The organism is Streptacidiphilus anmyonensis, from assembly GCF_000787855.1.
Classification (GTDB): Bacteria; Actinomycetota; Actinomycetes; order Streptomycetales; family Streptomycetaceae; genus Streptacidiphilus; species Streptacidiphilus anmyonensis.
Genome location: NZ_BBPQ01000042.1, coordinates 22,023 through 45,444 on the forward strand (window position 1 = coordinate 22,023; position 23,422 = coordinate 45,444).

Annotated in this window: 22 protein-coding genes; 12 read left to right on the forward strand and 10 right to left on the reverse strand. The window is 73.1% G+C overall.

Translation table 11 applies throughout. The features are described from left to right. Positions 1–99 precede the first annotated feature (99 nt). Together TR50_RS28430 and TR50_RS28435 are read left to right on the forward strand one after the other, a co-directional pair. Complete coding sequence (locus TR50_RS28430) at positions 100–432, forward strand: STAS domain-containing protein (protein ID WP_042373581.1); 333 nt, start codon at positions 100–102, stop codon at positions 430–432. 131 nt (positions 433–563) lie between these two features. Then, positions 564–2,855: an ATP-binding protein gene (locus TR50_RS28435; RefSeq protein WP_052441422.1), complete on the forward strand. Its 2,292-nt coding sequence runs from the start codon at positions 564–566 to the stop codon at positions 2,853–2,855. 38 nt (positions 2,856–2,893) lie between these two features. Here the strand turns inward: TR50_RS28435 and nucS are convergent, their stop codons facing one another. Then, positions 2,894–3,553 (reverse strand): endonuclease NucS, encoded by a 660-nt coding sequence (nucS, locus tag TR50_RS28440; RefSeq protein WP_042428259.1) that lies wholly within the window; start codon positions 3,551–3,553, stop codon positions 2,894–2,896. A gap of 363 nt (positions 3,554–3,916) precedes the next feature. Here nucS and TR50_RS28445 point away from each other — a divergent pair, with 363 nt between their 5' ends. After that, positions 3,917–4,309, forward strand: coding sequence for an SCO5389 family protein (locus TR50_RS28445; protein WP_042428261.1), 393 nt, complete (start codon positions 3,917–3,919; stop codon positions 4,307–4,309). 50 nt (positions 4,310–4,359) lie between these two features. Here the strand turns inward: TR50_RS28445 and TR50_RS28450 are convergent, their stop codons facing one another. Further along, positions 4,360–5,613 carry an LLM class flavin-dependent oxidoreductase gene (locus tag TR50_RS28450; RefSeq protein WP_084701118.1) on the reverse strand — a complete coding sequence of 418 codons (1,254 nt, stop codon included), beginning with the start codon at positions 5,611–5,613 and terminating at the stop codon, positions 4,360–4,362. Between the two features lie 241 nt (positions 5,614–5,854). Between TR50_RS28450 and TR50_RS28455 the strand changes: the two genes are divergently transcribed. Beyond that, positions 5,855–6,184 (forward strand): Rv1322 family protein, encoded by a 330-nt coding sequence (locus TR50_RS28455; RefSeq protein ID WP_042428264.1) that lies wholly within the window; start codon positions 5,855–5,857, stop codon positions 6,182–6,184. 14 nt (positions 6,185–6,198) lie between these two features. On the opposite strand, the gene TR50_RS28460 is transcribed toward TR50_RS28455, so the two are convergent. Together TR50_RS28460 and TR50_RS28465 are read right to left on the reverse strand one after the other, a co-directional pair. Then, positions 6,199–6,957, reverse strand: a complete 759-nt coding sequence (locus TR50_RS28460; RefSeq protein WP_042428267.1) for an ABC transporter permease — start codon at positions 6,955–6,957, stop codon at positions 6,199–6,201. A 2-nt stretch (positions 6,958–6,959) separates the two neighbouring features. Continuing rightward, positions 6,960–7,946 (reverse strand): ABC transporter ATP-binding protein, encoded by a 987-nt coding sequence (locus TR50_RS28465; protein ID WP_042428270.1) that lies wholly within the window; start codon positions 7,944–7,946, stop codon positions 6,960–6,962. Positions 7,947–8,015: 69 nt separating this feature from the next. On the opposite strand from TR50_RS28465, the gene TR50_RS28470 reads away from it, so the two are divergent. After that, on the forward strand, positions 8,016–8,810 hold the full coding sequence (locus TR50_RS28470; RefSeq protein WP_042428272.1) for an alpha/beta fold hydrolase: 795 nt from the start codon (positions 8,016–8,018) through the stop codon (positions 8,808–8,810). Positions 8,811–9,037: 227 nt separating this feature from the next. Beyond that, the gene (locus TR50_RS28475) at positions 9,038–9,787 is read left to right on the forward strand and encodes a class I SAM-dependent methyltransferase (RefSeq protein WP_042428274.1); all 750 of its coding nucleotides are present in this window, start codon (positions 9,038–9,040) and stop codon (positions 9,785–9,787) included. A gap of 147 nt (positions 9,788–9,934) precedes the next feature. Here the strand turns inward: TR50_RS28475 and TR50_RS28480 are convergent, their stop codons facing one another. The 3 genes from TR50_RS28480 to mce all read right to left on the reverse strand — a co-directional run bounded on the left by TR50_RS28480 (position 9,935) and on the right by mce (position 16,605). Beyond that, entirely contained in the window at positions 9,935–10,870 is a 936-nt protein-coding gene (locus tag TR50_RS28480; protein WP_042428276.1) for a coiled-coil domain-containing protein, read from the reverse strand. A gap of 123 nt (positions 10,871–10,993) precedes the next feature. After that, complete coding sequence (locus TR50_RS49860; protein WP_042428278.1) at positions 10,994–15,892, reverse strand: polarized growth protein Scy-related protein; 4,899 nt, start codon at positions 15,890–15,892, stop codon at positions 10,994–10,996. A 275-nt stretch (positions 15,893–16,167) separates the two neighbouring features. Beyond that, positions 16,168–16,605, reverse strand: a complete 438-nt coding sequence (gene mce / locus TR50_RS28490; RefSeq protein WP_042428281.1) for a methylmalonyl-CoA epimerase — start codon at positions 16,603–16,605, stop codon at positions 16,168–16,170. Positions 16,606–16,848: 243 nt separating this feature from the next. On the opposite strand from mce, the gene TR50_RS28495 reads away from it, so the two are divergent. From TR50_RS28495 to TR50_RS28505, 3 genes are all read left to right on the forward strand, one after another. Next, complete coding sequence (locus tag TR50_RS28495) at positions 16,849–18,057, forward strand: acetyl-CoA C-acetyltransferase (RefSeq protein WP_042428358.1); 1,209 nt, start codon at positions 16,849–16,851, stop codon at positions 18,055–18,057. A 157-nt stretch (positions 18,058–18,214) separates the two neighbouring features. Then, a complete protein-coding gene (gene meaB / locus TR50_RS28500; RefSeq protein WP_042428284.1) occupies positions 18,215–19,168 on the forward strand; it encodes a methylmalonyl Co-A mutase-associated GTPase MeaB in 954 nt (317 codons plus the stop codon). 132 nt (positions 19,169–19,300) lie between these two features. Then, positions 19,301–20,248, forward strand: a complete 948-nt coding sequence (locus tag TR50_RS28505) for an MBL fold metallo-hydrolase (RefSeq protein ID WP_084701130.1) — start codon at positions 19,301–19,303, stop codon at positions 20,246–20,248. On the opposite strand, the gene TR50_RS43030 is transcribed toward TR50_RS28505, so the two are convergent. Then, complete coding sequence (locus tag TR50_RS43030; protein WP_052441424.1) at positions 20,220–20,591, reverse strand: nuclear transport factor 2 family protein; 372 nt, start codon at positions 20,589–20,591, stop codon at positions 20,220–20,222. The two genes, TR50_RS28505 and TR50_RS43030, sit on opposite strands and share 29 nt — an antisense overlap. Positions 20,592–20,718: 127 nt before the next feature. Between TR50_RS43030 and TR50_RS28515 the strand changes: the two genes are divergently transcribed. Both TR50_RS28515 and TR50_RS49235 read left to right on the forward strand, forming a co-directional pair. Continuing rightward, positions 20,719–21,327, forward strand: a complete 609-nt coding sequence (locus TR50_RS28515) for a MerR family transcriptional regulator (protein WP_236654625.1) — start codon at positions 20,719–20,721, stop codon at positions 21,325–21,327. Next, entirely contained in the window at positions 21,261–21,539 is a 279-nt protein-coding gene (locus TR50_RS49235) for a GyrI-like domain-containing protein (protein WP_439654252.1), read from the forward strand. The genes TR50_RS28515 and TR50_RS49235 overlap by 67 nt, the downstream gene beginning before the upstream one ends. Positions 21,540–21,542: 3 nt before the next feature. On the opposite strand, the gene TR50_RS28520 is transcribed toward TR50_RS49235, so the two are convergent. Then, positions 21,543–22,064 (reverse strand): MarR family winged helix-turn-helix transcriptional regulator, encoded by a 522-nt coding sequence (locus TR50_RS28520; protein WP_042428287.1) that lies wholly within the window; start codon positions 22,062–22,064, stop codon positions 21,543–21,545. Between the two features lie 35 nt (positions 22,065–22,099). Then, the gene (locus tag TR50_RS28525) at positions 22,100–22,984 is read right to left on the reverse strand and encodes a DUF2127 domain-containing protein (RefSeq protein WP_084701120.1); all 885 of its coding nucleotides are present in this window, start codon (positions 22,982–22,984) and stop codon (positions 22,100–22,102) included. A gap of 97 nt (positions 22,985–23,081) precedes the next feature. Between TR50_RS28525 and TR50_RS28530 the strand changes: the two genes are divergently transcribed. After that, the gene (locus TR50_RS28530) at positions 23,082–23,390 is read left to right on the forward strand and encodes a DUF3817 domain-containing protein (protein ID WP_236654627.1); all 309 of its coding nucleotides are present in this window, start codon (positions 23,082–23,084) and stop codon (positions 23,388–23,390) included. Positions 23,391–23,422: the final 32 nt, after the last annotated feature.

The window sequence follows — 23,422 nt, forward strand, 5'->3', positions numbered from 1 at the left end:
TCCTTTCAGATCTCGCCGTGGCCAGCAACGTACCCGCCTGTCGTTGCGTCAGATGAGAGAAGTAACGCGGGAGAAGCAACGCGAGCGAGGGGAGCCCGCATGTTCATTCGCGGTGACCACCGTCACCTCGCCGTGGAGGGCGAGCTCGACGTCCGCTCCGCGGCGGACGCGCGCACCGCGCTGCACCGGGCCGTCGACGACGGCGTCGGTGACCTCGTGCTGGAACTGAGCGGACTGTCCTCCTGGGACGCGACCGGCCTCGGCGTCATCATGGGCACGCACCGGCGCGCCGGGCGGGCCGGACGGCGGCTCGTGCTGCGCGGCGTCCCGCTCCAGCTCCAGCGCCTGCTGGTGGCCACCAAGCTGCACCGCATCCTGGCCATCGAGAGCTACTACCCCGAGGCCGACCCGATGCCGGTCTCCATCCCGTAACGGTCCGGTCCCGTCGTAACGGTCTGGTCTCGACCACTCCCCACCAGTAACTTCCGTGCCGCAGAATGACCCCCGCATCGTGCCCTTCCGAGGCACGGTCGTACGGGCCGGAAGACGGGCTGGAAGAAGACGTGGGCGAAGCCACAGGCCATCACTCCGCTCACACCCCCAGTGGCGGCGAGCTGGTACTCAGGAACAATACGAGCGGCACGGTCGTCAGCACCGTCCCCGAGCAGAGCCATGCCCAGGCGAACGGCGGCGAGCGCCGTCCCGACGGCAGCGCCCGCAGCGGTGAGCTCGTCGTCGGCCACCTGCTGCTGACCGTCAACGGCCCCGAGGGCTCCACCCCGGAACGGCTGCCGGACGAACGCCACCCCGCCGCGCCCGCCGTGCCGGCCGCCCCGACGGGCACCGCCCGCTACGTCCTGTCCGGTCTGCTGGAGCGCGAGGAGCAGTGCGCGCGACTGCGCGAGCTGCTCGGCCAGGGCCGCTCGGTACGGCTCACCGGCCCGCACGGCTCCGGCCGCACGGCCGTGCTGGACGCCGTGGCCGCCTCCTGCGCCGCGCTGACGCCCGGCGGCGTCGTCCGGCTGAGCGCCCACCGCAAGCCCCTCGGAGACGTGCTCCAGGCCCTCTACGAGGCCCTCGGCGGCGCTCCCGGGCACCGGCCCTCCCGCCGTGAACTGCCCGGCCTGCTGGCGGGGGTGCGGGCCATCGTCCTCGTCGACGACGTCGACTTCGGCGGCGAGGCTCTCGACGACCTGCTCGGCGCCGCGCCCGACTGCTCCTACCTGATCGCCGCCACACCGGAGACGCAGGCGCCCTCCGTCGGCGCGCCGATCGAGGAGTCGCGCCTGGGCGGGCTCACCCGGGCCGGCAGCCTCGCGCTGCTCGCCAAGCTGGCCGGCCGCTCGCTCGACGAGAGCGAGCGTGCCTGGGCGGTGGACCTCTGGTTCGAGTCCGAGGGCCTGCCGCTGCGCTTCGTCCAGGCGGCGGCGCTGCTGCGCCACCGCGAGGTGGCGATCGACGCCCTCGCGGGCGGCCTGGTCGAGCCGGACGAGGACCCGGTGCCGCTGCCGACCGTCGCCGAGAGCGCCGCCCCGGCCGTCCGCATCGCCCGCGGCCTCGGCGAGCCGGCACGGCGCGTCCTCGAACTCGCCTCGGCGCTGGGCGGGGAGATCCCCACCCCGCCGCACCTGCCCGCGCTCGTCGACGTCGGCCACGGCGAGGCCGCGCTGGAGGAGTTGGTCGAGGCGGGCCTCGCCGAGCCGACCCCCGGGAGCACGCACCGCCTCGTCGAGGGCGCCGCGCTGCTGCTCGCCGAGGAGTGGCCGGCGGTCGGCCTCGCCGACGCCGGACAGCACTTCACCTGGTGGACCGGCCACGCCTCGGTCACGGAGGCTCAGATAGCGGCCGAGGCCGAGGTCCTGCTGGCCGTCCTGCGGACCGACCAGGAGGCCGGTCGGCACGAGCAGGTCGTCCTCCTCGCCCGCGCCTGCGCGCCCTCGTTCGCGCTCGCGCTGCGCTGGGGCGCCTGGGAGCGCGCCCTGCGGTACGGGCTGGAGTCCGCGCGGGCGACCGAGTCCGTCGCCCAGGAGGCGTGGTTCCACCACGAGCTCGGGGTGCTCACCTTCTGCGCGGGAGCGTACGACCGCTCGCGCGCCGAACTGGAGGCCTCCGTCGCGCTGCGGGGCGCCCTCGCCGACACGCGCGGCACCGCCAACGGCCGCCACGTGCTGGAACTGCTGGACCAGGCCTTGGTGCTCTCCGGTGCGACCGCGCTCACCGCGGCCCGCGGCCGCGACGAGCGTCTGCGGCGCTTCGCGCCGTTCGCGACGCTGCGCAACGCCTCCCGCTCCGCGGTCGCCTCCGCGCGCCCCACGGCGCGACCGGTGGGCCGGCACGCGCTCGACATCCGCAGCCAGCCCGCCACCCGACGCCAACTGGCGCTGGCCGCAGGCGCGGTGGTCCTCATGGGCGTCCTCGGCGCGGGCGTCGCCGTCGCGGTCACCTCGTTGGGCGACTCCACTCCGCCCTCCGGCACCCCGGTCGTCCCGGCCGACACCCCGGCCGCGACCGATCCCGCCTTCCCGTCCACGACGGACGCCCCGACGGACTCCGCCTCCCCGTCCGCGTCCGCCTCCGGCAGCCCGTCGGCCTCGCCGAGCGGCTCCGGCACGACCTCGGGCGCGGGCGGTCAGGCCGGCGGACAGCCGAATCCTGGCACCTCGTCGACGCCTCCGACGGCGACTCCCTCGCAGCCGGGCCGGACGACCACCCCGACGAGTACCCCGAGCGCGTCGAAGTCTCCTTCGGCGCCGCCGACCACCCCGACCCCGACGGACACGGCCACCGCGTCCCCGACGGACTCCCCGACCTCCGCCGCGGGCGGACAGGACGCGACGACCGGTCCGCTCGGCTGACTGAGGCAGTTCCTCGGGCCGCTGAGGTGAGCCCTCGGCTAGAACAGCTTGAGCTTGTCGTCCTCGATGCCGCGGAGGCCGTCGTAGTCGAGGATCACGCAGTCGATGCCGCGGTCGGCGGCCAGGACCCGGGCCTGGGGCTTGATCTGCTGGGCGGCGAAGACGCCCTTCACGGGCGCCAGCAGGGGGTCGCGGTTGAGCAGCTCCAGGTAGCGGGTCAGCTGCTCGACGCCGTCGATCTCGCCGCGGCGCTTGATCTCGACCGCGACCGTCGTGCCGTCCGCGTCGCGGCAGAGGATGTCGACGGGGCCGATGGCCGTCATGTACTCGCGGCGGATCAGGCTCCAGCCCGCGCCGAGGACCTCCATGCGGTCCGCCAGCAGCTCCTGGAGGTGTGCCTCGACCCCGTCCTTGATCAGACCGGGGTCGACACCGAGTTCGTGGGTGGAATCGAGCATCACTTCTTCGAGCGTGATGATCAACTTCTCGCCAGCCTTGTTCTCCACTGTCCAGCGTCCGTCCTCCTCTTTGAGGGAGCACGGCGGTGACATCCAGTTGAGCGGCTTGTAGGCGCGGTCGTCGGAGTGCACGGCGACACTCCCGTCCGACTTCACCAGGATGAGCCGAGGGGCGGACGGCAGGTGGGCGGTGAGCCGGCCTGCGTAGTCGACGGAACAGCGGGCAATGACGAGACGCACGGCCGACCACGCTAGCCCACGGAGGCCATTCGAAGCGATTCCGCGGGAAGACGGGCTTTCCAGTGGTAAGCGGAAACCGGATGCCGCACGGTGGCGTTGTCATCACTCAGAGGAACCGCCGACCACGCAGCGCAGTGTAATGGTGACTGTCAGATCATCTTCGACTCTGGCTTGATCCATTCGTTGTGCTCTGGTGCCGCTGCTTACAGGGGCTTACGGTGTGTCACGGCCACTCAGGGTAGGGAGATTGCCACATTCCGCTCCCTGTCCGGCCGTTCCCTGGGACGCTGGTAGCGGTGCCACCGTCCGCTCAGCACCACCCCCCGGGGGAGCCGCCCCGGGGGCCCTGCGAGAGGAGAACCCATGTCGCTCGACGTCTCACCGGCCCTGCTTGAGATGGCCGAACGAGGCGAGGTCGACGAGCGGGAATTCGTCGACTGCGTCCGCACCTCCCTGCCCTATGCCTGGGACCTGATCAGCTCGCTGGTGCTCCAGCGGGAGGTCGACGGCGGTGAGTTCGCCGACAACCAGGTCCCCCCGCCGTCCGAGACGGAGCGCGGACAACTGCTGCGCGCCCTGGCGAGCGACGCCATCAGGGGTTCACTGGAACGGCACTTCGGGGTGCGTCTCGCTTTCCAGAACTGCCATCGGGTCGCGGTGTTTTCGCCAGGGCCCGAGTCCGAGGCCCGCTACGCCGCGTTCACCTCGGTGCGGGCCCAGCTGCTCAACCAGTCACCCGAGCTCCGCGACTGCTGATCGGCTCGGACCCGGCTCGGACCTGACTCGAACCCGACTCGGACGCGGGCTCAGTCCTGCGGCAGCTGGGGGAGGACTTCCGCACCCAGCCGAGCGATGTTGGCCACCGTCTCGGCCCGGTCGCCGGAGCCCTCCACCAGCAGGGCGAAGCGCCGGATGCCCGTGCGTTCGTGCGTGGCGAGCAGCCGGTCGGCGCAGAGCCGGGGGGTGCCCACGGCGTGCAGGTCGCACAGCAGCTCGGTGTACTGCTCCGGATCGCGCATCCGGCGCTCGCGCCCGTCCACCGTGCGGTGCGCGCCGAGCCCGAAGCGGAAGAAGTCCGGCATGGCCCGCAGCAGGCGGGACCTCGCGTCGGCCGTACGGTCGGCGACCTGGGCCACACCGGCGGCGACGTGCTCGGCCTCGATCCGGGCCACCTGGTCCGGCGTGCGGCCGGCCTCCAGCGCGGCGGCGCGGTAGGCGGCCACCATCTCGGCCTTGTCCTCGTCACCCGAGTGCATGCCGAGCAGCATCGGCAGGCCCTGCTGCGCGGCCAGCCGCACGGTGCCGAGCGACGTGCAGGCGACCACCACGGGCGGCCCCCCGGCCGTCCGTGCGCCGCTCCCGGCCGCCGCCGGGGAGGGCGCGGAGGCCTCCGCGAAGGCGTGCTGGGCCGGGCCCGCCTGACGGTCCGCCCGTGTCGCCGCTGCCGCCTGGCGCCCGGTGTGGTGCGGCAGGAAGGGCCGTTCCGTCGCCCGCGGGACGACCGTGACCTCCGGGAACTGGTAGCGGGGCCCGGAGGCGCCGACGCGGGAGGAGCGCAGCCAGCGCAGCAGCAGATCCAGCGATTCGGGGAAGCCCCGCTCGTACGCCTCCGCGCCACCCCCGAAGACGGCGAGATCCACCCACGGCCCGCCACGCCCCACGCCCAGCGTGAACCGCCCGCCGGAGGTGAGGTGCAGCAGCGCGGCCTGCTCGCCGAGGCGCACCGGGTGGTGCGTCGGCAGCACGCTCACCGCCGTACCGATGCGCACCCGCCGGGTGCGGCCGAGCAGCAGCCCCGCGAGCGTCGCGGCGTCCGGGCAGACGCCGTACGGCACGAAGTGGTGCTCGGCCAGCCAGACGCTGTCCAGGCCCGCCTGCTCGGCGGCCACGGCGGCGGAGACGGTGCGCTCCAAGGCCTCGGCGTGGCCCTGCCCGGGAAACTGGGCGGAGAGCAGGAAGACTCCGGTGCTGAGCCCGCCCGGTACCCGCCGCGCGCTGCGCTGCCGGGGCAGCTTGTACGGCGCGAGGGTGGGTACGGCGCTGGCGTGCACGGCGGACATGGAATCAACTCCTTGGCCCCGCGGGGAACTTCGATCCCGCGACTACCACAGGAGTAACTCACGTCATGTGCCACGGGCACAGCGGAATCCGGGCATCGACGTGATAACGGGTGGATTTGCCCTTGCGCCCTGGCAGGATCCCGGCCCCTGTGGTAAAAGCCACCCCCGGCGCGTTCGGGGGCCCGCGCGACGCGCTCCACTACCCTTGTCAGACCAGCATGCCGCCCACCTAGGGGGAACGATGTCTCCTCGCCGAAGTCGCCCCCACGGGGACGAACCCAGGAACGCCCGTGCGGTTGGCGGCGGCACCTGGCTGGAGCGGACCGAGACCTACGGCGACGAGGAGTGGAAGGTCCGCGCGGTCGCCGGCGACAGCGGCAAGTCCTACCGCTGCCCCGGCTGCGACCAGGAGATCCCGCGCGGCGTCGGCCACGTCGTGGCGTGGCCCGCGCTGTCGATGGGCTCGTCCGGGGGAGTGGACGACCGCCGCCACTGGCACCGCGCCTGCTGGTCCAACCGCGAACGCCGCGGCCCCAACGTGCTGCGGGGACGCGGCGCTCCGAGGTACTGACGGGCTGCCGGGGACTACGCGTCCCGACGTGCGAAGAGCAGGTAGCCGATCACCACGCAGCCCACGGACCAGGCGAGCACGATGAAGAAGCCCGCCGTCGGCCCGTAGGGGACGTCCGTGTTCCCGTGCACCGAGTACAGCTGCCGGCCGGCCACGTCGGGGAAGAAGTGCGCGACGTTCTTCACCTTCGGGACCGCGTTGAGGATCGGCGAGACCAGGAAGAAGAACGGCATCAGGATCGCCAGCGCCGGGATCGGGCGGCGCACGATGAAGGCGACGCCCACGGACAGCAGGGCCAGCAGCGTCATGTAGACGGCCATGCCGAACACCGCCCGGGTCACCCCGGGGTCCGAGAGGGACGTGCGGTGGCTGCCGAGCAGGGCCTGGCCCAGGAAGAAGCTGATGAACGCGGTCAGCACCGAGACGACGCCGACCAGGCCCACCACGGTCAGGACCTTGGCCAGCATCAGGGTCAGGCGCTGCGGCACGGCGCCGAGCGTCGCGCGGATCATGCCGCTGCTGTACTCGCTGGTGACGACGAGCACCGCGAAGACGATCAGCGCGAGCTGGCCCAGGGCGATACCGCTGAAGCTGGCCCCTGTCGCGTCGAAGTCGGCACGTTCGGACGCGGGCTGGGTGTTCCAGGTCGAGGCGAGCACGGCGCACACGACCGCGCCCAGGCCCACCGTGACCACGAACGTGAGCAGCAGCGTGATGAAGGTGGACCGGACCGTTCTGACCTTGATCCACTCGGAGAGCAGCACCGGGAACATCGTCAGCTCTCCTTCTTCCAGTTCGCGCCCCAGGCGGCCGCGGGCTCGGGCTTGGGGTCCTGCTGCGCGGGCGCGCCGGTGCCGGACCCGCCGGTGTGGTACTCGACGGACTCCGCCGTCATCCGCATGAACGCCTCCTCCAGCGAGGCGCGCTGCGGGCTCAGCTCGTGGAGCGTCACGCGGTGTTCGGCCGCGAGGTCGCCGATGCGGGCCATGTCGCCGTTCTCCACCTCCCACCCGCCGTCTCTGTCCTGCAGGGCGGTCATGCCGTTGCGGGAGAGCATGTCCAGCAGCTGCTCGGGCTGCGGGGTGCGCAGCCGCACGAAGGAGCGGGAGTTCTGGTCGATGAACTGGTTCATCGGCATGTCCGCGAGGAGCCGGCCGCGGCCGATCACGATGAGGTGCTCGGCGGTCAGCGCCATCTCGCTCATCAGGTGCGAGGAGACGAAGACCGTGCGTCCCTCGGCGGCCAGGGACTTCATCAGGTTGCGGACCCAGAGGATGCCCTCCGGGTCCAGGCCGTTGACCGGCTCGTCGAACATCAGGATCTTCGGATCTCCGAGCAGCGCCGCGGCGATCCCGAGCCGCTGCCCCATGCCGAGCGAGAACCCGCCGGAACGCTTCTTGGCGACGGCGGTCAGCCCGACCAGGGCGAGCACCTCGTCCACCCGCCGGGTCGGAATGCGGTTGCTGGCCGCGAGCCAGAGCAGGTGGTTGTAGGCGGTGCGCCCCGGGTGCACGGCCTTGGCCTCCAGCAGGGCGCCGATGTACTTCAGCGGTTCGCGGAGCTGGCCGTAGTGCTTGCCGTCGATCCGGACCGATCCCGAGGTCGGCCGGTCGAGATCGAGCAGCATGCGCATGGTCGTCGACTTGCCGGCGCCGTTCGGGCCGAGGAAGCCCGTCACCACGCCCTGCGGGATGGTGAAGCTGAGATGGTCGACGGCGAGTTTGTCGCCGTACCGCTTGGTCAGCTCGTTGACCTCGATCATGAGTTCACCCTAGGGCAGGATCGCCGTGGATGGGGGCTCGGAGCACCGATCGGTGCATACGCTGTCCCCATGACCGAACGACTCTCCGTGCGTGAGGCGGGCTCCGGCACGCCGTTGGTCCTGCTGCACGCGTTCCCGCTCTCCGCACGGATGTGGGAGTCCCAGCTCGACGAGCTCCCCGGCCCCGACGGAACGGACGCCCGTGTCCTCGCGGTCGACCTGCGCGGCTTCGGCGGCACGGCGCTCGGGGCCGACGCCCCCTCGCTGGACCTCCTCGCGGACGACATCGCGCTGCTGCTCGATGCCGCGGGCATCGAGCAGGCGGTCCTCGGCGGTCTCTCCATGGGCGGCTACGTCGCGATGGCCTTCGCACGCCGCCACCCGGGCCGCCTCTCCGGCCTCCTGCTCGCCGACACCAAGGGCGCCGCCGACACCGAGACCGCGCGCACCAACCGCGAACGCATCGCGAAGGCGGTCCTCGCCCGCGACAGCGTCCGCCTCCTGGTGGACGAGCAACTGCCCGCGCCGCTGCTCGGCGGGACGACGGCGAAGCGCTGCCCGAAGCTGGTCGACTACGTCGCGGAACTCATCGGGGAGGCGTCCCCGGCCGCGGTCGCCTGGGCCCAGCGCGCGATGGCCGCGCGCCCGGACTCCCTGCAGTCCCTCCGCGCCGTCGACGTCCCGGCCCTGGTCGTCGTCGGCGACGAGGACGCGCTCACCCCGGTCCCGGACGCTGAGGCCCTGGCTTCCGCCCTGCCCCAGGCCGAACTGACGATCCTTCCGGGCGCGGGCCACCTCTCGGCACTGGAGGTCCCGGAGGCGTTCAACACCGCCGTCCGCGGCCTGCTCGCGCGCATCGACTAGCGCCCCACGGAAATCCATCGAAAAAGTCCCTCCGGCCCCGCCCGGGACGGCCCCTTCCCGGCCCCGGACGGGCGCTCGGTCGGCCCCGGGGCCGCGGGCCCGACCGGGATCCCGGCTCCCGCCGACGGGCGCGGCAGCAACCCGCCCAAGCCGTCGCCGTATGTGGCCTGACCTGGCCTTTCGTCCCGATCGTTTCTAGGATCGATCAGGGTCGAAAGGGGGGCCGGATGGACCGGACCGTACGTACGGTCGAGGATGTTCTCGCGCTGCTGGACGGGCTCTTCGCATCCGAATCCGAGGGGGCGGACGGTCGTTTGGCGACCGGCGACGGGAAGGACTTCTGGGACCGCTTCTACACCGACAGAACGAGGCCGGTCCCTTTCTTCGTGGCGAAGCCGGACGAGAACCTCGCCGCCTACCTCGACCAGGGCCTGATCGCTCCCGGTCGGGCCCTGGACCTGGGGTGCGGTGCGGGCCGCAACGCCTTGTACCTTGCGGCGCGGGGCTTCGAGGTGGACGCCGTCGACCTCTCTCCCGTCGCCGTCGCGTGGGCCGAGGACCGGGCCCGTGAGGCCGGGGTCGGGATCCGCTTCCGCTGGGGTGACGCTTTCGCGCTTCCCGCCGCCGAGTTGACCGGCCCGTACGACCTCGTCGTCGACTCGGGCTGCTTCCACCACCTGCCGCCGCACCGCCGCGTCAGCTACCTGGCTCTCCTCGACCGCGTCCTGGCCCGGGGCGGCCATCTCGCCCTCACCAGCTTTGCCGCCGGCGAGGGCGGGATGGGTTCGCAGCGCTCGGACGCGGACCTCTACCGCGAACGGGACCTCGAAGGCGGCCTCGCCTACACCCCTGACTCGCTGCGCTCGATCTTCTCCGACCTGATCGAGGTCGAACTGCGCCGCATGCGGGCGATGCCGCCGGAATCCGCGCTCTTCGGCGTGACGTTCCTGTGGACAGCCCTGTTCCGGGCGGGATGAGTGGCCAAGCGTCAGGGGCGCGGGGAACGGGGCGACAAGCCACCCGAAGTGGTGTGTCGCCGGGCGAGCAGGGCCATCCGCACGGGGTGGTTGCTCGCGCCGTTCCTCGCGCCCCTGAAGGGCTCGAGCGCTGAAGCGCCGGCGCGCTTAGCGGCTCTGCTGGGCCGGCACGCCGCGGCCGATGACGTCGTCGTCGGGGGCGGCGGCCGCCGCGACCGCCGCGCCCGTGAGGGTGGCGAGCATCTCGCGGACGTTGGTGAGCTGGGCGTTGATGCTGTCACGACGGTTCGTCAGCGCGGCGAGCTCGCGCTCGCTCTCGCTGCGGACGCGGTCCGCCTTCGCGTTGGCGTCGGCGACGATGTCCTCGGCCTGGCGCTGGGCGGTCTCGACGGTCTGGCGCGCGCGACGCTCGGCGTCGGTGCGGAGCTTCTCCGCCTCCAGGCGGAGCTGCTCGGCGCGGTGCTCGATCTCGGCGAGGCGCTTCTCGGCCTTGGCCTGACGCGCCGCCAGGTCACGCTCGGACTGCTCGCGGCGCTTGGCCAGGTTGGTCTCGAAGTCGGCCGCGGCCTGGGCGGCCTTGGCGCGGGTCTCCTCGAAGAGGGCGTCCGCCTCCTCGCGCTTGTTCTGCGCGTCCTTCGCGGCCTCGGCCCGCAGCTGCGCGGAGTCGCTCTTCGCCTTCTCGACGATACGAGCGCCCTCCTCCTCGGACTTGGCCTTGCGGTCCTTGGCGAAGCCGTCGGCCTCGCTGCGGACCTGCTGGGCCGCGGCCTCGGCGAGCTCACGGTGCTGCTCGGCGGCCCGACGGGCCTCCTCGCGCAGGTCCTTGGCCTCCTCCTCGGCCAGACGCAGGATCTTCTCGACCCGGGCGCCCAGGCCCGCGTAGGACGGCTCGGCGTCCGTGATCTGTGCCTGTGCGGTCTGCGTCTCGAGGTGCAGCTCCTCGATGCGCTTCTCCAGCGCGCCGATCCGGTTGAGGGCGCCGTCGCGGTCCGTGACCAGCTTGCTGATGCGCTCGTCGACCTGAGCCCGCTCGTACCCGCGGCGCACAACGTCGAAGCCGTGCGGAGAGTGTGTGTCGCTCATAGGGGTGGAGTTCCTGTCGTATGCCCGGAGAGTCGGATGGTTGAGGTGAGGTGATAGGGCGAATCCTGACACGGATTCGGTGTGTCATCGGCGGAAAGCCGATGAAGAGTGGAGAATGTCCGCTCAATCGGGTGGTTGCGTACCGGCACGTTTGCCACCCGGACGGGTAGCCCCCGCTCCGACGCCCGCCGGGGCGCCGCCGCGGCCGCCACCCGATCTGTTGGTGCTGTCCCCGTTGGCCCTGCTCGCCCCTCCGGCCGCGCCGTTGCCGGCACCGCCCGATCCCCCGCTGGGCTTGCCCGCGCCGGAGGGCGCCTCGAAGGCCTCGAGGGCCTGGAGGACGTCCTGCACGCGGGCGATCTCGGTGTTGATGTCCTTGCGCCGGCCCACCAGTTCGTCGAGCTCCCGGCGTCCCTCGTCGGTGATCCGCTTGGCCTCGGACCTCGCCTCCTCGACGGTTTGCTCGGCCTCGGCCCGTGCCCGGGCCAGCTCCGCCTCGCTCGCCTCGACGGCGTCCTGACGGGTCTTCTCCGCGGCCTCGGCCGCCTCGGCGCGCTGCCGCTCGGCCTCCTCGCGGGCGGCCTCGAGCCCCGCGTCGGCGTCGGCCTTGCGGGCCTCCGCCTCCTTGAGCAGGCTCTCGGCCTTCCTGACCGCCTGGATGCGCACCTTGCTGGCCTCGGCGGACGCCTCGGCCTGGAGTTCGGCGGCCTTCTCCTTGGCCACGGCGAGCTCGCGCGCGGCCTCGGCCCGGGTGGCGTCGAGCTGCTCGCCGGTGTCGGCGATCAGCTTGTCGACACGCTCGCCGGCCGCGCGCATCGCCTCCGCGGACTCCTTGCGGGCCCGCTCGTGCAGCGCCTCGATCTCGGCGTGGGTGCGCTCGCGCAGCTCCTCGGCGCGCTCGCGGATCGAGGTGGCGTCGCCGCGGGCCTCGACCAGCATCTGGTCGGCGTCGCGGCGGGCCTGCTCGACGAGCGCGCTGCCCTCGGCCGCGCCCTCGCCGGTGATCCGCTCGGCCTCCTTGCGGGCGGCCGACACCATGGCGTCGGCCTGCTCCTCCGCGGCGGCCGTGGTGGCCAGCGCGGCGGTCTCGGCGTCGGCGGCGACCGACTCGGCCAGCTCCTGCGCCTCGGCCAGAGCCCGGGTGGACTCCTCCGCGGCGCGGGCGCGCAGCTCCTCGGCCTCGGCGCGCAGGCGCTGGGACTCCTGCTCGGCCTGCTCGCGGACCTGCTCGGCCTCGGCGCGCAGCCGGGCGGCCTCGGCGGTGGCCAGCTCGCGGATCTGCGCGGCCTCGCGCTCGGCGTCGGCGCGGGTCTGCGTGGTCTGCGCCTCGGCCTGCTCGTAGAGGCCGGCGACGGACTGGCGGACCTCGGCGGCCTCGTCCTCGGCGGCGGCGATGCGGCTCGCGGCGTCGCGCTCGTGCCGTTCGCGCTCGGCCTCGACGGCCGCCCGCTCCTCGGCGAAGGCCTCGGCGGCCTCCGCACGCAGCGCGGCCAGCTCGGAGGTGACCCGCTCGCGGTCCTCCGCGGCCTCGGCCCGCAGCCGGGCCGCCTCGGTGGTGGCCAGCTGGCGGACCTGCGCGGCCTCGCGCTCGGCGGAGTCCCGGGTCTCGCCCGCGGCCAGGTCGGCGGCGGTGCGCTGCTCGGCGAGCTCGGCGTCGAAGAGCGCGCGGTCGGCGGCGGCCTTGGCCTCGGCGTCGGCGAGGGTCTTGGCGGCCTCCTCGCGCAGTTCGGCGACGGCGGTCTCGGTGTCGGTGAGGGCCTTGGCGGCGGACTCGCGGGAGTTCTTGGCGTCCGCGAGGTCGACGGCGGCGGCCTCGCGGGCCTCGGCGCGGACCCGGTCGGCCTCGCCGTGCGCCTCGGCCAGTACGGCGTCGCGGCGGTCGGCGAGCTCGTGCTCGGTCTCCGCGCGGAGCGCGGCCAGGTCGGCGGCGTGCTGGGCGGCGTCCTGCTCGGCCTGGGCGATGATCTCCGCGGTGCGGGCGTCGGCGGCGCCGCGCTGCTCGATCATCGCCGCACGCTCGGACTCGATCGCCGCGTCCGCCTCGGCGCGGATCCTCGCCAGCTCGACGCCGGCCTCGTCGTAGTCGCGGCGGGCGCGCGCGTGGATCTCGTCGGCGGCGGCCTGCGCGGCCTCGCGGATGCCGGCGGCGGCGCGATCGGCCTCGGCGCGCAGCTCGGCGAACTCCGCCTCCAGTGCCTCCCGGTCGGCGGCGGCCTTGGCCTCGGCGTCGGCGAGGGTCTTGGCGGCCTCCTCGCGCAGTTCGGCGACGGCGGTCTCGGTGTCGGTGAGGGCCTTGGCGGCGGACTCGCGGGAGTTCTTGGCGTCCGCGAGGTCGACGGCGGCAGCCTCGCGGGCCTCGGCGCGGACCCGGTCGGCCTCGCCGTGCGCGTCGGCGAGGACCGCCTCGCGCTGCTCGGCGTGCTCGAGCTCGGCCTTGGCCCGCAGGTCGGCGAGGTCGGCCGCGTGCTGGACGCGCGCCTGCTCGGTCTGCTCCACCGCGGTCCGGGCCTCGGCGTGCAGGGCCTCGCGCCGGGCGGTGGCGTCCGCCTCGTGCTGGTCCATCGTCAGCCGCAGCTGCTCGGCGGCGGCCTGGGCCTCGGCGGTCAGCCGCTCGGCCTCCACCTGCGCGGCGACGAGCAGGGTCTCGCGCTGCTGCGCGGCCTCGGCGAGCTGCTGCGCGCGCTCCTGGTCGGCCTGCTCGGCGGCCTCCTGGGCGCGGCCGCGGATCATGTCGGCGTCGGCCTTGGCGGTGGCCAGCATGGTGACGCGGCGCTCGGCGAGCTCGTTCGCCTGCTGCTCGGCGGCCTGGCGGGCCTCCTCGGCCAGGCGCTCGGCCTCGGCCTCGGCGGCCTCCCGGCGGCTGACCAGGTCTGCCTCCAGGTCGCGGGCGGCCTCGCGGATCCGCTCGGCCTCCGCCTCCGCCTCCGCGACGGACGCGGCGGCCTGCTCGCGCAGGGTCCTGGCGTCCTCGATGTCCTGGGCGGCGGCGTCGCGGGCCTCGGCACGGATCTGCTCGGCGTCGGCCTCGGCCGAGTCGGTCTTGGCCTTGGCGGCGGCCAGGTCCCGCTCGAGGTGCTCCTGGGCCTCGGCGCGCAGGCGCTCGATCTCGGAGTCCAGGTCGGCGCGCATCCGGGCGAGCTCGTTCTCGGCCTGGGCGCGGGACTCGGCGACCTCCGCGGCGGTCCGCTCGCGCAGTTCGGCGGCGGCGCGGGCGTCCTCGGCGGCCTGGTCGGCGTCGGCGGCGGCCTGCTGGGCACGCTCTCCGGCCAGCTGCTCGGTGGCGGCGAGGATCTCGTCGCGCTCCTGCCGCGCCTCGGCCCGCAGGCGCTCGGCCTCGGCGGCGGCCTGGGCCCGCAGCTCGTCGGCGGCGGTCGCGGCGGTCTGGTGGGTCTCCTCGGCGGCGGCCTGGGCGGCGGCGCGGATCTCCTCGGCCTTGGCGGCGCCCTTGGCGGCCTCGGTGTCGCGGACGCCCTCGGCCTCGCCGCGGATGCGGTCGCCCTCGGCCTTGGCGCGGGTCAGCACCTGCTCGGCGCGGGCCTGCATCTCGCGGGCCTCCTCGGCGGCGCGCGCCCTGGCGGCGGCGACCTCCTCGGCGGCCCCGCCGCGCAGTTCGTCCGCGTCGGCCTTGGCCTTGACCAGGAGCTCCTCGGCGGAGCGGGCCGACTCCTCGATCTGCGCTATGGCCTGACGACGGGCCTCGCCGAGGGTCCGCTCGACCTCGACGGCGCTCTCGGCGCGCAGCTGCTCGGCCTCGGCCCGCAGCTGGGCGGCGGCGTCCTGGTGCGCGGCGATCTCGTCCAGCGCCATGCCCTGGGCCTGCTCGACGCCGGCCTTGGCCTGCTCGCGCAGCAGCTGCACCTCGGACTTGGCCTCGGCGCGGACCCGCTCCGCCTCGTCGGCGGCGTTCTGCCGGACCGTCTCCGCGTCCGCGGTGGCGCGGGCGACGACCTCCTCGGCGGTGCGGGCCGCCTTGGCGAGGTGGACGGTGGCGCTGGCGGCGCCCTCGGTGCGGGCGGACTCCAGGGCCTCGGCCTTGAGCCGCTCGATCTCCGCGCGGGCCTCCTCCAGCAGACGCTGGGCCTCGGCCTTGAGCTCGTCGGCCTCCCTGGTCGCGACGGCGACCATGCGGGCGACCTCGGCCTTGGCGGTGTCGGCGCGCTGCTGACCGGCGGCTTCGGCGGTGGCCAGGCGGGCCTCGGCCTCGTGGCTGAGCTGCTCGGCCTCGCCGCGCAGGGCGGCGGCCTCGTCGCGGAGCCGCTGGATCTCGGCCTGGGCGCCGGCCAGCCGCTCGTCGGCCTCGACCCCGGCGTCGGCGCGGACGCGCTCGGCGCGCTCGGTGGCGTCCTGGGCCTGCGCGGCGGCGGCGTTCAGCAGCCGCTCGGCCTCGGTGCGGGCACGGTGCAGCACCGAGTCGGCCTCGGCGCGGGTGGACTCGACGTCGGCGGCGACCTGGGAGGTGGCGGCCTCGGAGACGGCCATGGCCTCGGCGCGGGCGACGCTCAGCAGGCGCTCGGCCTCGGCGCGGGCCTCGTCCATGATCTGACGGGCCTGCGCCTCGGTGCCGGCGCGGGCCTGCTCGGCCCAGGAGACGTTCTCGTTGACGTGCTGCTCGGCGTTGCGGCGCAGCTCGGCGAGCTCGGCCTCCAGGTGGCGGCGCCGGGCCTCGGCCTCGGCCTGCCACTCGGCCTGGAGCCGGGCGGAGCGGTCCGCGGCCTCCTGCATCAGCCGGGCGGTGGCGTTCTGCGCCTCCATCCGGGTGCGCTCGGCCTCCTGCCGCAGCTGCTCGGCCTGGGCCTCGGCGTTGCGCAGGATCTGCTCGGCCTGCCCGGCCACGGAGTCGAAAGCGCGTGGCTGCGCGAGCTGCCGACGTGCCTCGTGCAGCTTGGCGCGGAGGACTTCGACCTGGTAGGCGAGGTCCTCGGCGTGTGTGACGGCCTTCTCGCGCTCCTTGCGAAGCCGCTCCATGTCGGCCTCGAACTTGGCGAGGTGATCGTCAACCTCGTAGCCGTCGTTGCCCCGCACTCCGCGGTCCCATCCGTCTCCATGATCGCGTCGCCGCACCGTGCGCGGATCGGGTGTATCCCGCTCCGCCGTCCGGGTGAGCTCCTTGGTGAACCCTATGCCTTACGGAGAATGGTGGCAGATCGTGGGAGAGGGTGGGCCACTCGGTGTCCCGCCTGCCCCGCCCGCACCCCCCGCTTACCGGGCCCGTGGCACCGGCGCATTTTCTCACGTCATCGGGGGTGAGCGCAGGGGGGTCGGCCGGATTTTCTTGGCAGTGCGTGCTCAGATGTTTGCTACTCGTGAGTTTCGTGAGAGGCGGAGGTCACCAGCTCGGTGAGCACGCCGTGGCAGTCCTTGGGGTGCAGGAAGGTGATTCGGGAGCCCATGGAGCCGATACGCGGCTCGTCGTAGAGGACCCGGACGCCCTTGCCACGGATGTCCGCCGAGTCGCCGTCGACGTCCGCCGTGCCGAAGGCGATGTGGTGCACGCCCTCGCCGTTCTTGGCCAGCCACTTGCCGACCGCGGAGTCCTCACGGGTGGGCTCCAGCAGCTGCAGGTAGCTCGTGCCGCCGTCGGAGGTCTCGTTGATCTTCAGCATGGCCTCGCGGACGCCCTGCTCCTCGTTGACCTCGGTGTGGAAGACCTCGAAGCCGTAGGTCGCGCGGTAGAACTCGACCGTCTTGTCCAGGTCGAAGCAGGCGATGCCGATGTGGTCGATGCGCGTCAGCACGGGGAGGTCCTCCTGGGACTGTGCTCGTCTGGGAATGGCGGGCGACGACAGGTCGCTTCACTCCAATAGAGCGCAACTCGCGTTCGGACGAAACCCGCGCCGACCGTGCCCGTGATCACACCGTTCGCCGGGTGACGGTGTCCCGGCCGGTCGATACATTGGCGGAAAACTCCCAACTGGCACTCGGTGCCGTGGCACACCGTCGCCCGCCAGTTCCCGTCGCAGCAAAGGGGCTCGACCACCATGAGCAACACGGCAAGCCGCGCCACCACGTCCGTGATCGTCGCGGGCGCCCGCACTCCCATGGGCCGCCTGCTCGGCTCGCTCAAGGGGTTCTCCGGCGCCGACCTCGGCGGCGTCGCGATCAAGGCCGCGCTGGAGCGCGCGGGTGTCTCCGGGGACCAGGTCCAGTACGTGATCATGGGCCAGGTGCTGCAGGCCGGCGCCGGCCAGATCCCCGCCCGCCAGGCCGCGGTCAAGGCCGGCATCCCGATGAGCGTCCCGGCGCTGACCATCAACAAGGTCTGCCTCTCCGGCCTGGACGCCATCGCGCTGGCCGACCAGCTGATCCGCGCGGGTGAGTTCGACATCGTCGTGGCCGGCGGCCAGGAGTCGATGACCAACGCCCCGCACCTGCTGCCCAAGTCCCGCGAGGGCTTCAAGTACGGCGCGATCGGGATGCTCGACGCGATGGCCTACGACGGCCTGACCGACGCGTTCGACGGCATCCCGATGGGCGAGTCCACCGAGATCCACAACACCCGTCTCGGCATCGCCCGCCCCGAGCAGGACGAGATCGCCGCCCGTTCGCACCAGCTGGCCGCGGCCGCGCAGAAGAACGGCGTCTTCGAGGCCGAGATCGTCCCGGTGGAGATCCCGCAGCGCAAGGGCGAGCCGGTGCTGTTCTCCGTGGACGAGGGCGTCCGCGCCGACACCACGGTCGAGTCGCTCGGCAAGCTGCGTCCGGCCTTCACCAAGGACGGCACCATCACCGCCGGTTCCGCCTCGCAGATCTCCGACGGCGCCGCCGCGGTGGTCGTGATGAGCAAGGCCAAGGCCGAGGAGCTGGGCCTGACCTGGATCGCCGAGATCGGCGCCCACGGCAACGTGGCCGGCCCGGACAACTCGCTCCAGTCGCAGCCGTCCAACGCGATCAAGCACGCCCTCGACAAGGAGGGCATCGGCGTCGAGGACCTCGACCTGGTCGAGATCAACGAGGCGTTCGCGGCCGTCGCCGTGCAGTCCGTGAAGGACCTGGGGATTTCCCTCGACAAGGTGAACGTCAACGGCGGCGCGATCGCCCTGGGTCACCCGATCGGGATGTCCGGCGCCCGCCTGGTGCTGTCCCTGGCGCTGGAGCTGCAGCGTCGCGGCGGCGGCGTCGGCGCGGCCGCGCTGTGCGGCGGCGGCGGCCAGGGCGACGCGCTGATCGTGCGCGTGCCGAAGGCGTAGCCACTCCGGGGGCGCGAGGAACTGCGCGGGCAACCACCGGTACGCGGGTGGCCCTGCTCGCTGAGCGACGCACCACCTGCGGTGGCTTGTCGCGCAGTTCCCCGCGCCCCTGGGTAGTGCAACTGGTCCGTCCGACGCATCTCTGGAGCTCCGCACGATGATCGACGTCCCCACCCTCGTCGCACAGGCCCGAGAAGGGCGACCCCGGGCGGTCGCCCGGCTGATCTCGCTGGTCGAGGGCGCGAGCCCGCAGCTGCGGGAGGTCATGGCCGCGCTCGCGCCGCTGACCGGCAACGCCTACGTCGTGGGCCTGACCGGCTCCCCGGGCGTGGGCAAGTCGACGTCGACGTCCGCGCTGGTCACGGCGTACCGGCGGCTCGGGAAGCGGGTGGGGGTGCTCGCCGTCGACCCGTCCTCGCCCTTCTCCGGAGGCGCGCTGCTGGGCGACCGCGTCCGCATGCAGGAGCACGCGACGGACCCGGAGGTCTTCATCCGCTCCATGGCCACCCGTGGCCACCTGGGCGGTCTGGCCTGGTCCGCGCCGCAGGCGATCCGCGTGCTGGACGCGGCAGGCTGCGACGTGATCCTGGTGGAGACGGTCGGCGTGGGCCAGTCCGAGGTGGAGATCGCCGCGCAGGCGGACACCACGATCGTGCTGCTCGCCCCCGGCATGGGCGACGGCATCCAGGCCGCGAAGGCGGGCATCCTGGAGATCGGTGACGTCTACGTCGTCAACAAGGCCGACCGCGACGGCGCGGACGCCACCGCGCGCGAGCTCAACCACATGCTGGGCCTCGGCGAGGCCCGCGGCGCGGGGGACTGGCGTCCGCCGATCGTGAAGACGGTCGCGGCGAAGCAGGAGGGTGTCGGCGAGGTCGTCGAGGCCCTGGAGAAGCACTACGCCTGGATGGCCAACAACGGCGAGCTCGCCGCCCGGCGGCTGCGCCGCGCCGCGCAGGAGATCGAGGCCATCGCCCTCACCGCGCTGCGCGAGCGCTTCGGCAGCCTGCACGGGGACCGTCACCTGGACGCGCTGGCCGAGAAGGTCGCGCAGGGCGAGCTGGACTCGTACGCCGCCGCGGACGACCTGATCGCCTCGGTCACCGGCTGACCGCTGCGGCAGAACGGAAGCCCGGAGCCGGCGGGCGGCAGCCCGGACCGTCGCGCGCTCCGTCGGCTGGTGCCGCCCGCCTCCGCGACCCGAGCGGACCAGGGCGGGCCCGGGTGGGCCACACTGATGCCGATGCCGGACACAGGGGAACAGGAGCTGGGGAGCGCGATGACCGACCGTTCGCTCGACGTCGCGTGGATCCACGGCGCTCCCGGGGAGCCCGCGATCCAGGTGCACCGGTACGACGACGCGACGGTGATCCTGCGGCAGAGCAAGCGGATCAACTACGAGGCGCCGTTCCTGTTCCTGCTCTTCGGGGCGGATCGCGCGCTGCTGCTGGACACCGGGGCCACCGAGGACCCGGCTGCGTTCCCGCTGCGGGAGACCGTCGACGGCCTGGTCGCCCAGTGGCTGGAGCGGCACCCCCGCGAGGGCTACGAGCTCGTCGTCGCGCACACCCACGGCCACGGCGACCACGTGGCCGGCGACGCCCAGTTCGCCGGCCGCCCGCACACCACCGTGGTGGCGCGCGAGGCCGAGGCGGTGCGGGAGTTCTTCGGCTTCGGCGCGGACTGGCCCACCGGGACTGTCCGTTTCGAGCTGGGCGGACGCGAGTTGACGCTGATCGGCTCGCCCGGCCACCACGCCGCCGCGGTCACGTACTACGACCCGGCGACGGGTTTCCTGCTGACCGGCGACACCGTCTACCCCGGCCGCCTCTACGCGTTCGACTTCCCCGCCTTCGTCGCGACCCTGGACCGGCTCGTGGCCTTCACCGCGGAGCACCCGGTGACGCACGTCCTCGGCTGCCACATCGAGATGACCAGGACCCCGGGCCGGGACTACCCGATCGGCGCGCAGTACCAGCCGGACGAGCCGGCGCCGCAGATGACGCCCGCCCAACTGACCGCCGTGCGCGACGCGGCCGCGTCCGTCGCGGACCGGCGCGGGGTGCACCGGTTCGACGACTTCCTCGTCTACAACGAGCCGCGCAAGCGGGACATGCTGCGCCTGACGGCCCGCGGCCTGGCGCACAAGACCCTCGCCCGCCTCAGGCCGGCGGCAGCGGCTGGACGGTGAGGTGGTAGTCCTCGCGGATCCGGCCGCCGTCCTCGGTCAGCACCAGGAAGGCCCGCGCCGCCCAGGCGGTGGACCCGTCCGGGCGGGCCAGCCGGAGCGTGAGAACGACGACGTCCCCGTGCCGGGTGAAGGTCCCGTCGTGGTCCACCCGGTACTCGCCGGTGGCCACGAACTGCTCGTACGCTCCGGCGATCCGCTCCACCAGGCCTTCGTGGCCACGGAACTGCGCTCCCTCGACGTACTCGACACCGTCCTCGGTCCACAGCGCGCAGACGGTCTTCCGGCGGGCCTCCGGGTCCGGCTCGCTCCAGACGGCGACGTAACGGTCGACGATCGACGACATCTTCTCGACTCCTTCTTCCGAACCTGTCTCTCAGGTGGTCCCCACGATCGCGGCGACCGTCGCGGGAGGGTCAAGAGGAGTGGGAATGCGGGACTCTCCCCCTACCGGAGGGGTGAGAATCGAGGACGTGACGAGCCGGCTTTCCATCGGGGACTTCTCCCGCGCCACCCACATGACCGTCAAGACACTGCGGCACTACCACGACATCGGACTGCTGGAGCCCGCCGAGGTCGATCCGTCGACCGGGTACCGCCGGTACGGCGTCGAGCAGATTCCGACCGCACAGGTCGTCCGCCGGTTCCGGGATCTCGGGATGCCGCTGGAGGAGATCAAGGCGGTGCTGGCCGCGCCCGACGCGGAGGCGCGAGACCGGCACCTCGGCGCCCACCTGAACCGGCTGGAGGAGGAGCTCGGGCGGACCCGGCGAGCCGTGGCCTCGCTGCGGGACCTGCTGGTGGGGCCGCCCGCGGACGGGCCGGCGGTCGAACTGCGCGAGGTGCCCGCGGTGCGGGCCGCGGCGGTGTCGGCGGTGGTGGACGCGCAGGACTGCGCCGCCTGGTGCCAGGGCGCTCTGGGGAGCTGGACGCGACGCTCGGCGGGCAGGGGCTGCGGGGGACCGGACCGACCGGCGGGGTCTTCGACGACGAGCTGTTCACCCGTCACCGGGGCCTGGCCACGGTGTTCGTGCCCTGCGACGGCCCGGTCCGGCCCATCGGCCGGGTCGGGCCGTCGGTGATCCCCGCCGCCCGGCTGGCCGTGCTGGTGCACCGGGGCCCGCCGATCGAGGCCGACCGCAGCTACGGCGCGCTCGCCTCGTACGTGGCACGCCACTCCCTCGCCGTGGCCGGGCCGGTGAGGGAGTACTACCTCACCGGCCGTCGCGACACGGAGGACGGGAGCCGCTGGCGCACCGAGATCTGCTGGCCGGTCTTCCGCACCGGCGCGTGAGTGCTAGCCCCGGCCGCGCAGTTCGCGCAGGTGTTCCGCGACGGGGGCGAGCGCCTCGTACATGGAGGCGATCTGGTCCTCGTCGAAGCGGTCTATGAAGTGCTCGCGGACCTTGCGGACGTGGTGCGGGGCCACGTGCCGCATGGTCTGCCAGCCCTGCTCGGTCAGCACCGCGAACAGGCCGCGCCGGTCACCGGGGCAGGTGTCGCGGGCGACCAGCCCGGCGGCCTCCATGCGGGTGATCTGGTGGGAGAGGCGGCTCTTCGACTGGAGCGTGGCGACGGCGAGGTCGGTCATCCGCATGCGCCGTTGCGGCGCCTCGGACAGCTCCACCAGGATGGTGTAGTCGTTGATCGAGAGCCCGTAGGGTTGCAGCTCGCGCTCCAGTTGGTACATCAGGAGCCGGCTCACCTCCAGGTGGGCTCGCCACAGACGCTGCTCCTCCGCGGTGAGCCACGGTGCGTCCTCGTCGGTGTCCTGGTGGGACTCGTCGGGGAGGACCGCTGGGGCTGTGGTGGTGTCCATGACCTCGATGATACGTCGTTTAGTTGAAAAGTGTACTATTCAACGATCGTCGAAGGCCCGCCCACGGCTTCGTCCGGCTGTGCTGCCACCCGATCGAGTGGCAGCGTCCGGTGGACGCCCGCCAGCGCCTCGGCCACGCTGGCCTCGCGGGCCTTGAGCGAGGCCTGCTGGGCCGCGGCCTCGACCTCCAGCAGCGAGGCGCCGTGCCGCTCCGCCTCGAAGGCCTTCGCCCCGCCGCGCAGCCCGAAGAGGCGCTTGGCCAGCAGGATGTAGAGGACGGCCAGCACGTTCAGCGCCAGCGTGCCGATCTTGAACCCGCTGACCTTGTGCGTCAGCTCCATGATCTCCAGCGGCAGGAACGCCGCCGTCGCCACGACCGTCAGGTACTCCGCCCAGCGCTTGGCCGCCCACAGGCCGAACGCCTCGACGATCTCGATCAGCGCGTAGGCGAGCAGCGCGGCCGCGGTGATCAGCAGCGTGTTGTGCTTGTACTGGAAGGTCTTCTGGATCGTGTCGACGATCGGGGAGTGGTCGAGGTCGTAGTGGAAGTGCTGGGCGATCGGGCGGAAGAGCGTCAGGTTGTCGTCGAACAGCTGCTGGACCGAGGTCTGGCTGTTGCTGAACTTCCAGACCGCCCACGCCACCAGCACGATGAAGACGCCGCGCACCAGCCGCTCCGCGGCCAGGAGGCGCAGGATGAACAGGTCGCGCAGCGCCTTGCCGCGCGGGACGTAGGGGGCGTCGGCGGCGGCGCCCTCGCCGTGCGGGGCGCCGACGGCGAAGTCCCCGCAGCGCAGGCAGCGCCAGGCCTCGCCGACCGCCGCCTGGACGTGAAGCCGGTCACGCAGTTCCGGCTCGGTCGGCGCGTAGGTGGTGTGCCCCTTGCGGGCGCAGTGTCGGCGGTCCCAGTCCCTCGTCATGCGCGGGAGAATAGCCGGATACGGGCGGGAAAGGTCGGTCGGTCATACTGAACCGGCGCCCTTGGCGCACGATTGCGACATTTCCGAGAGGTTCCAAGTGAAGACCACCGCCGTCCACCGCCTGCGTCTGGTGTCCATGCCGGAGGGCGTCTCGTTCGTGCTCCTGCTCATCTGCACGTACCTGAAGTACAACTCCGGCTTCAACGCCGTCCCGGTGCTCGGCCCGCTGCACGGGTGCCTCTTCATCGCCTACGTGATCTTCGCGATGCTGGCCTGGCGCGAGCAGGGCTGGAGCTTCGGCCGTTTCGTGTGGGTGATGGCGCTCTCCGTCATCCCCTTCGGCGGCCTGTACGCCGAGCGCTTGCTGGCCCGCGAGGAGCGGGAGACCGCGCCCTCCATGGCGTGAGACGGCCGGTCACCGTTCGTCGACCAAGCGGT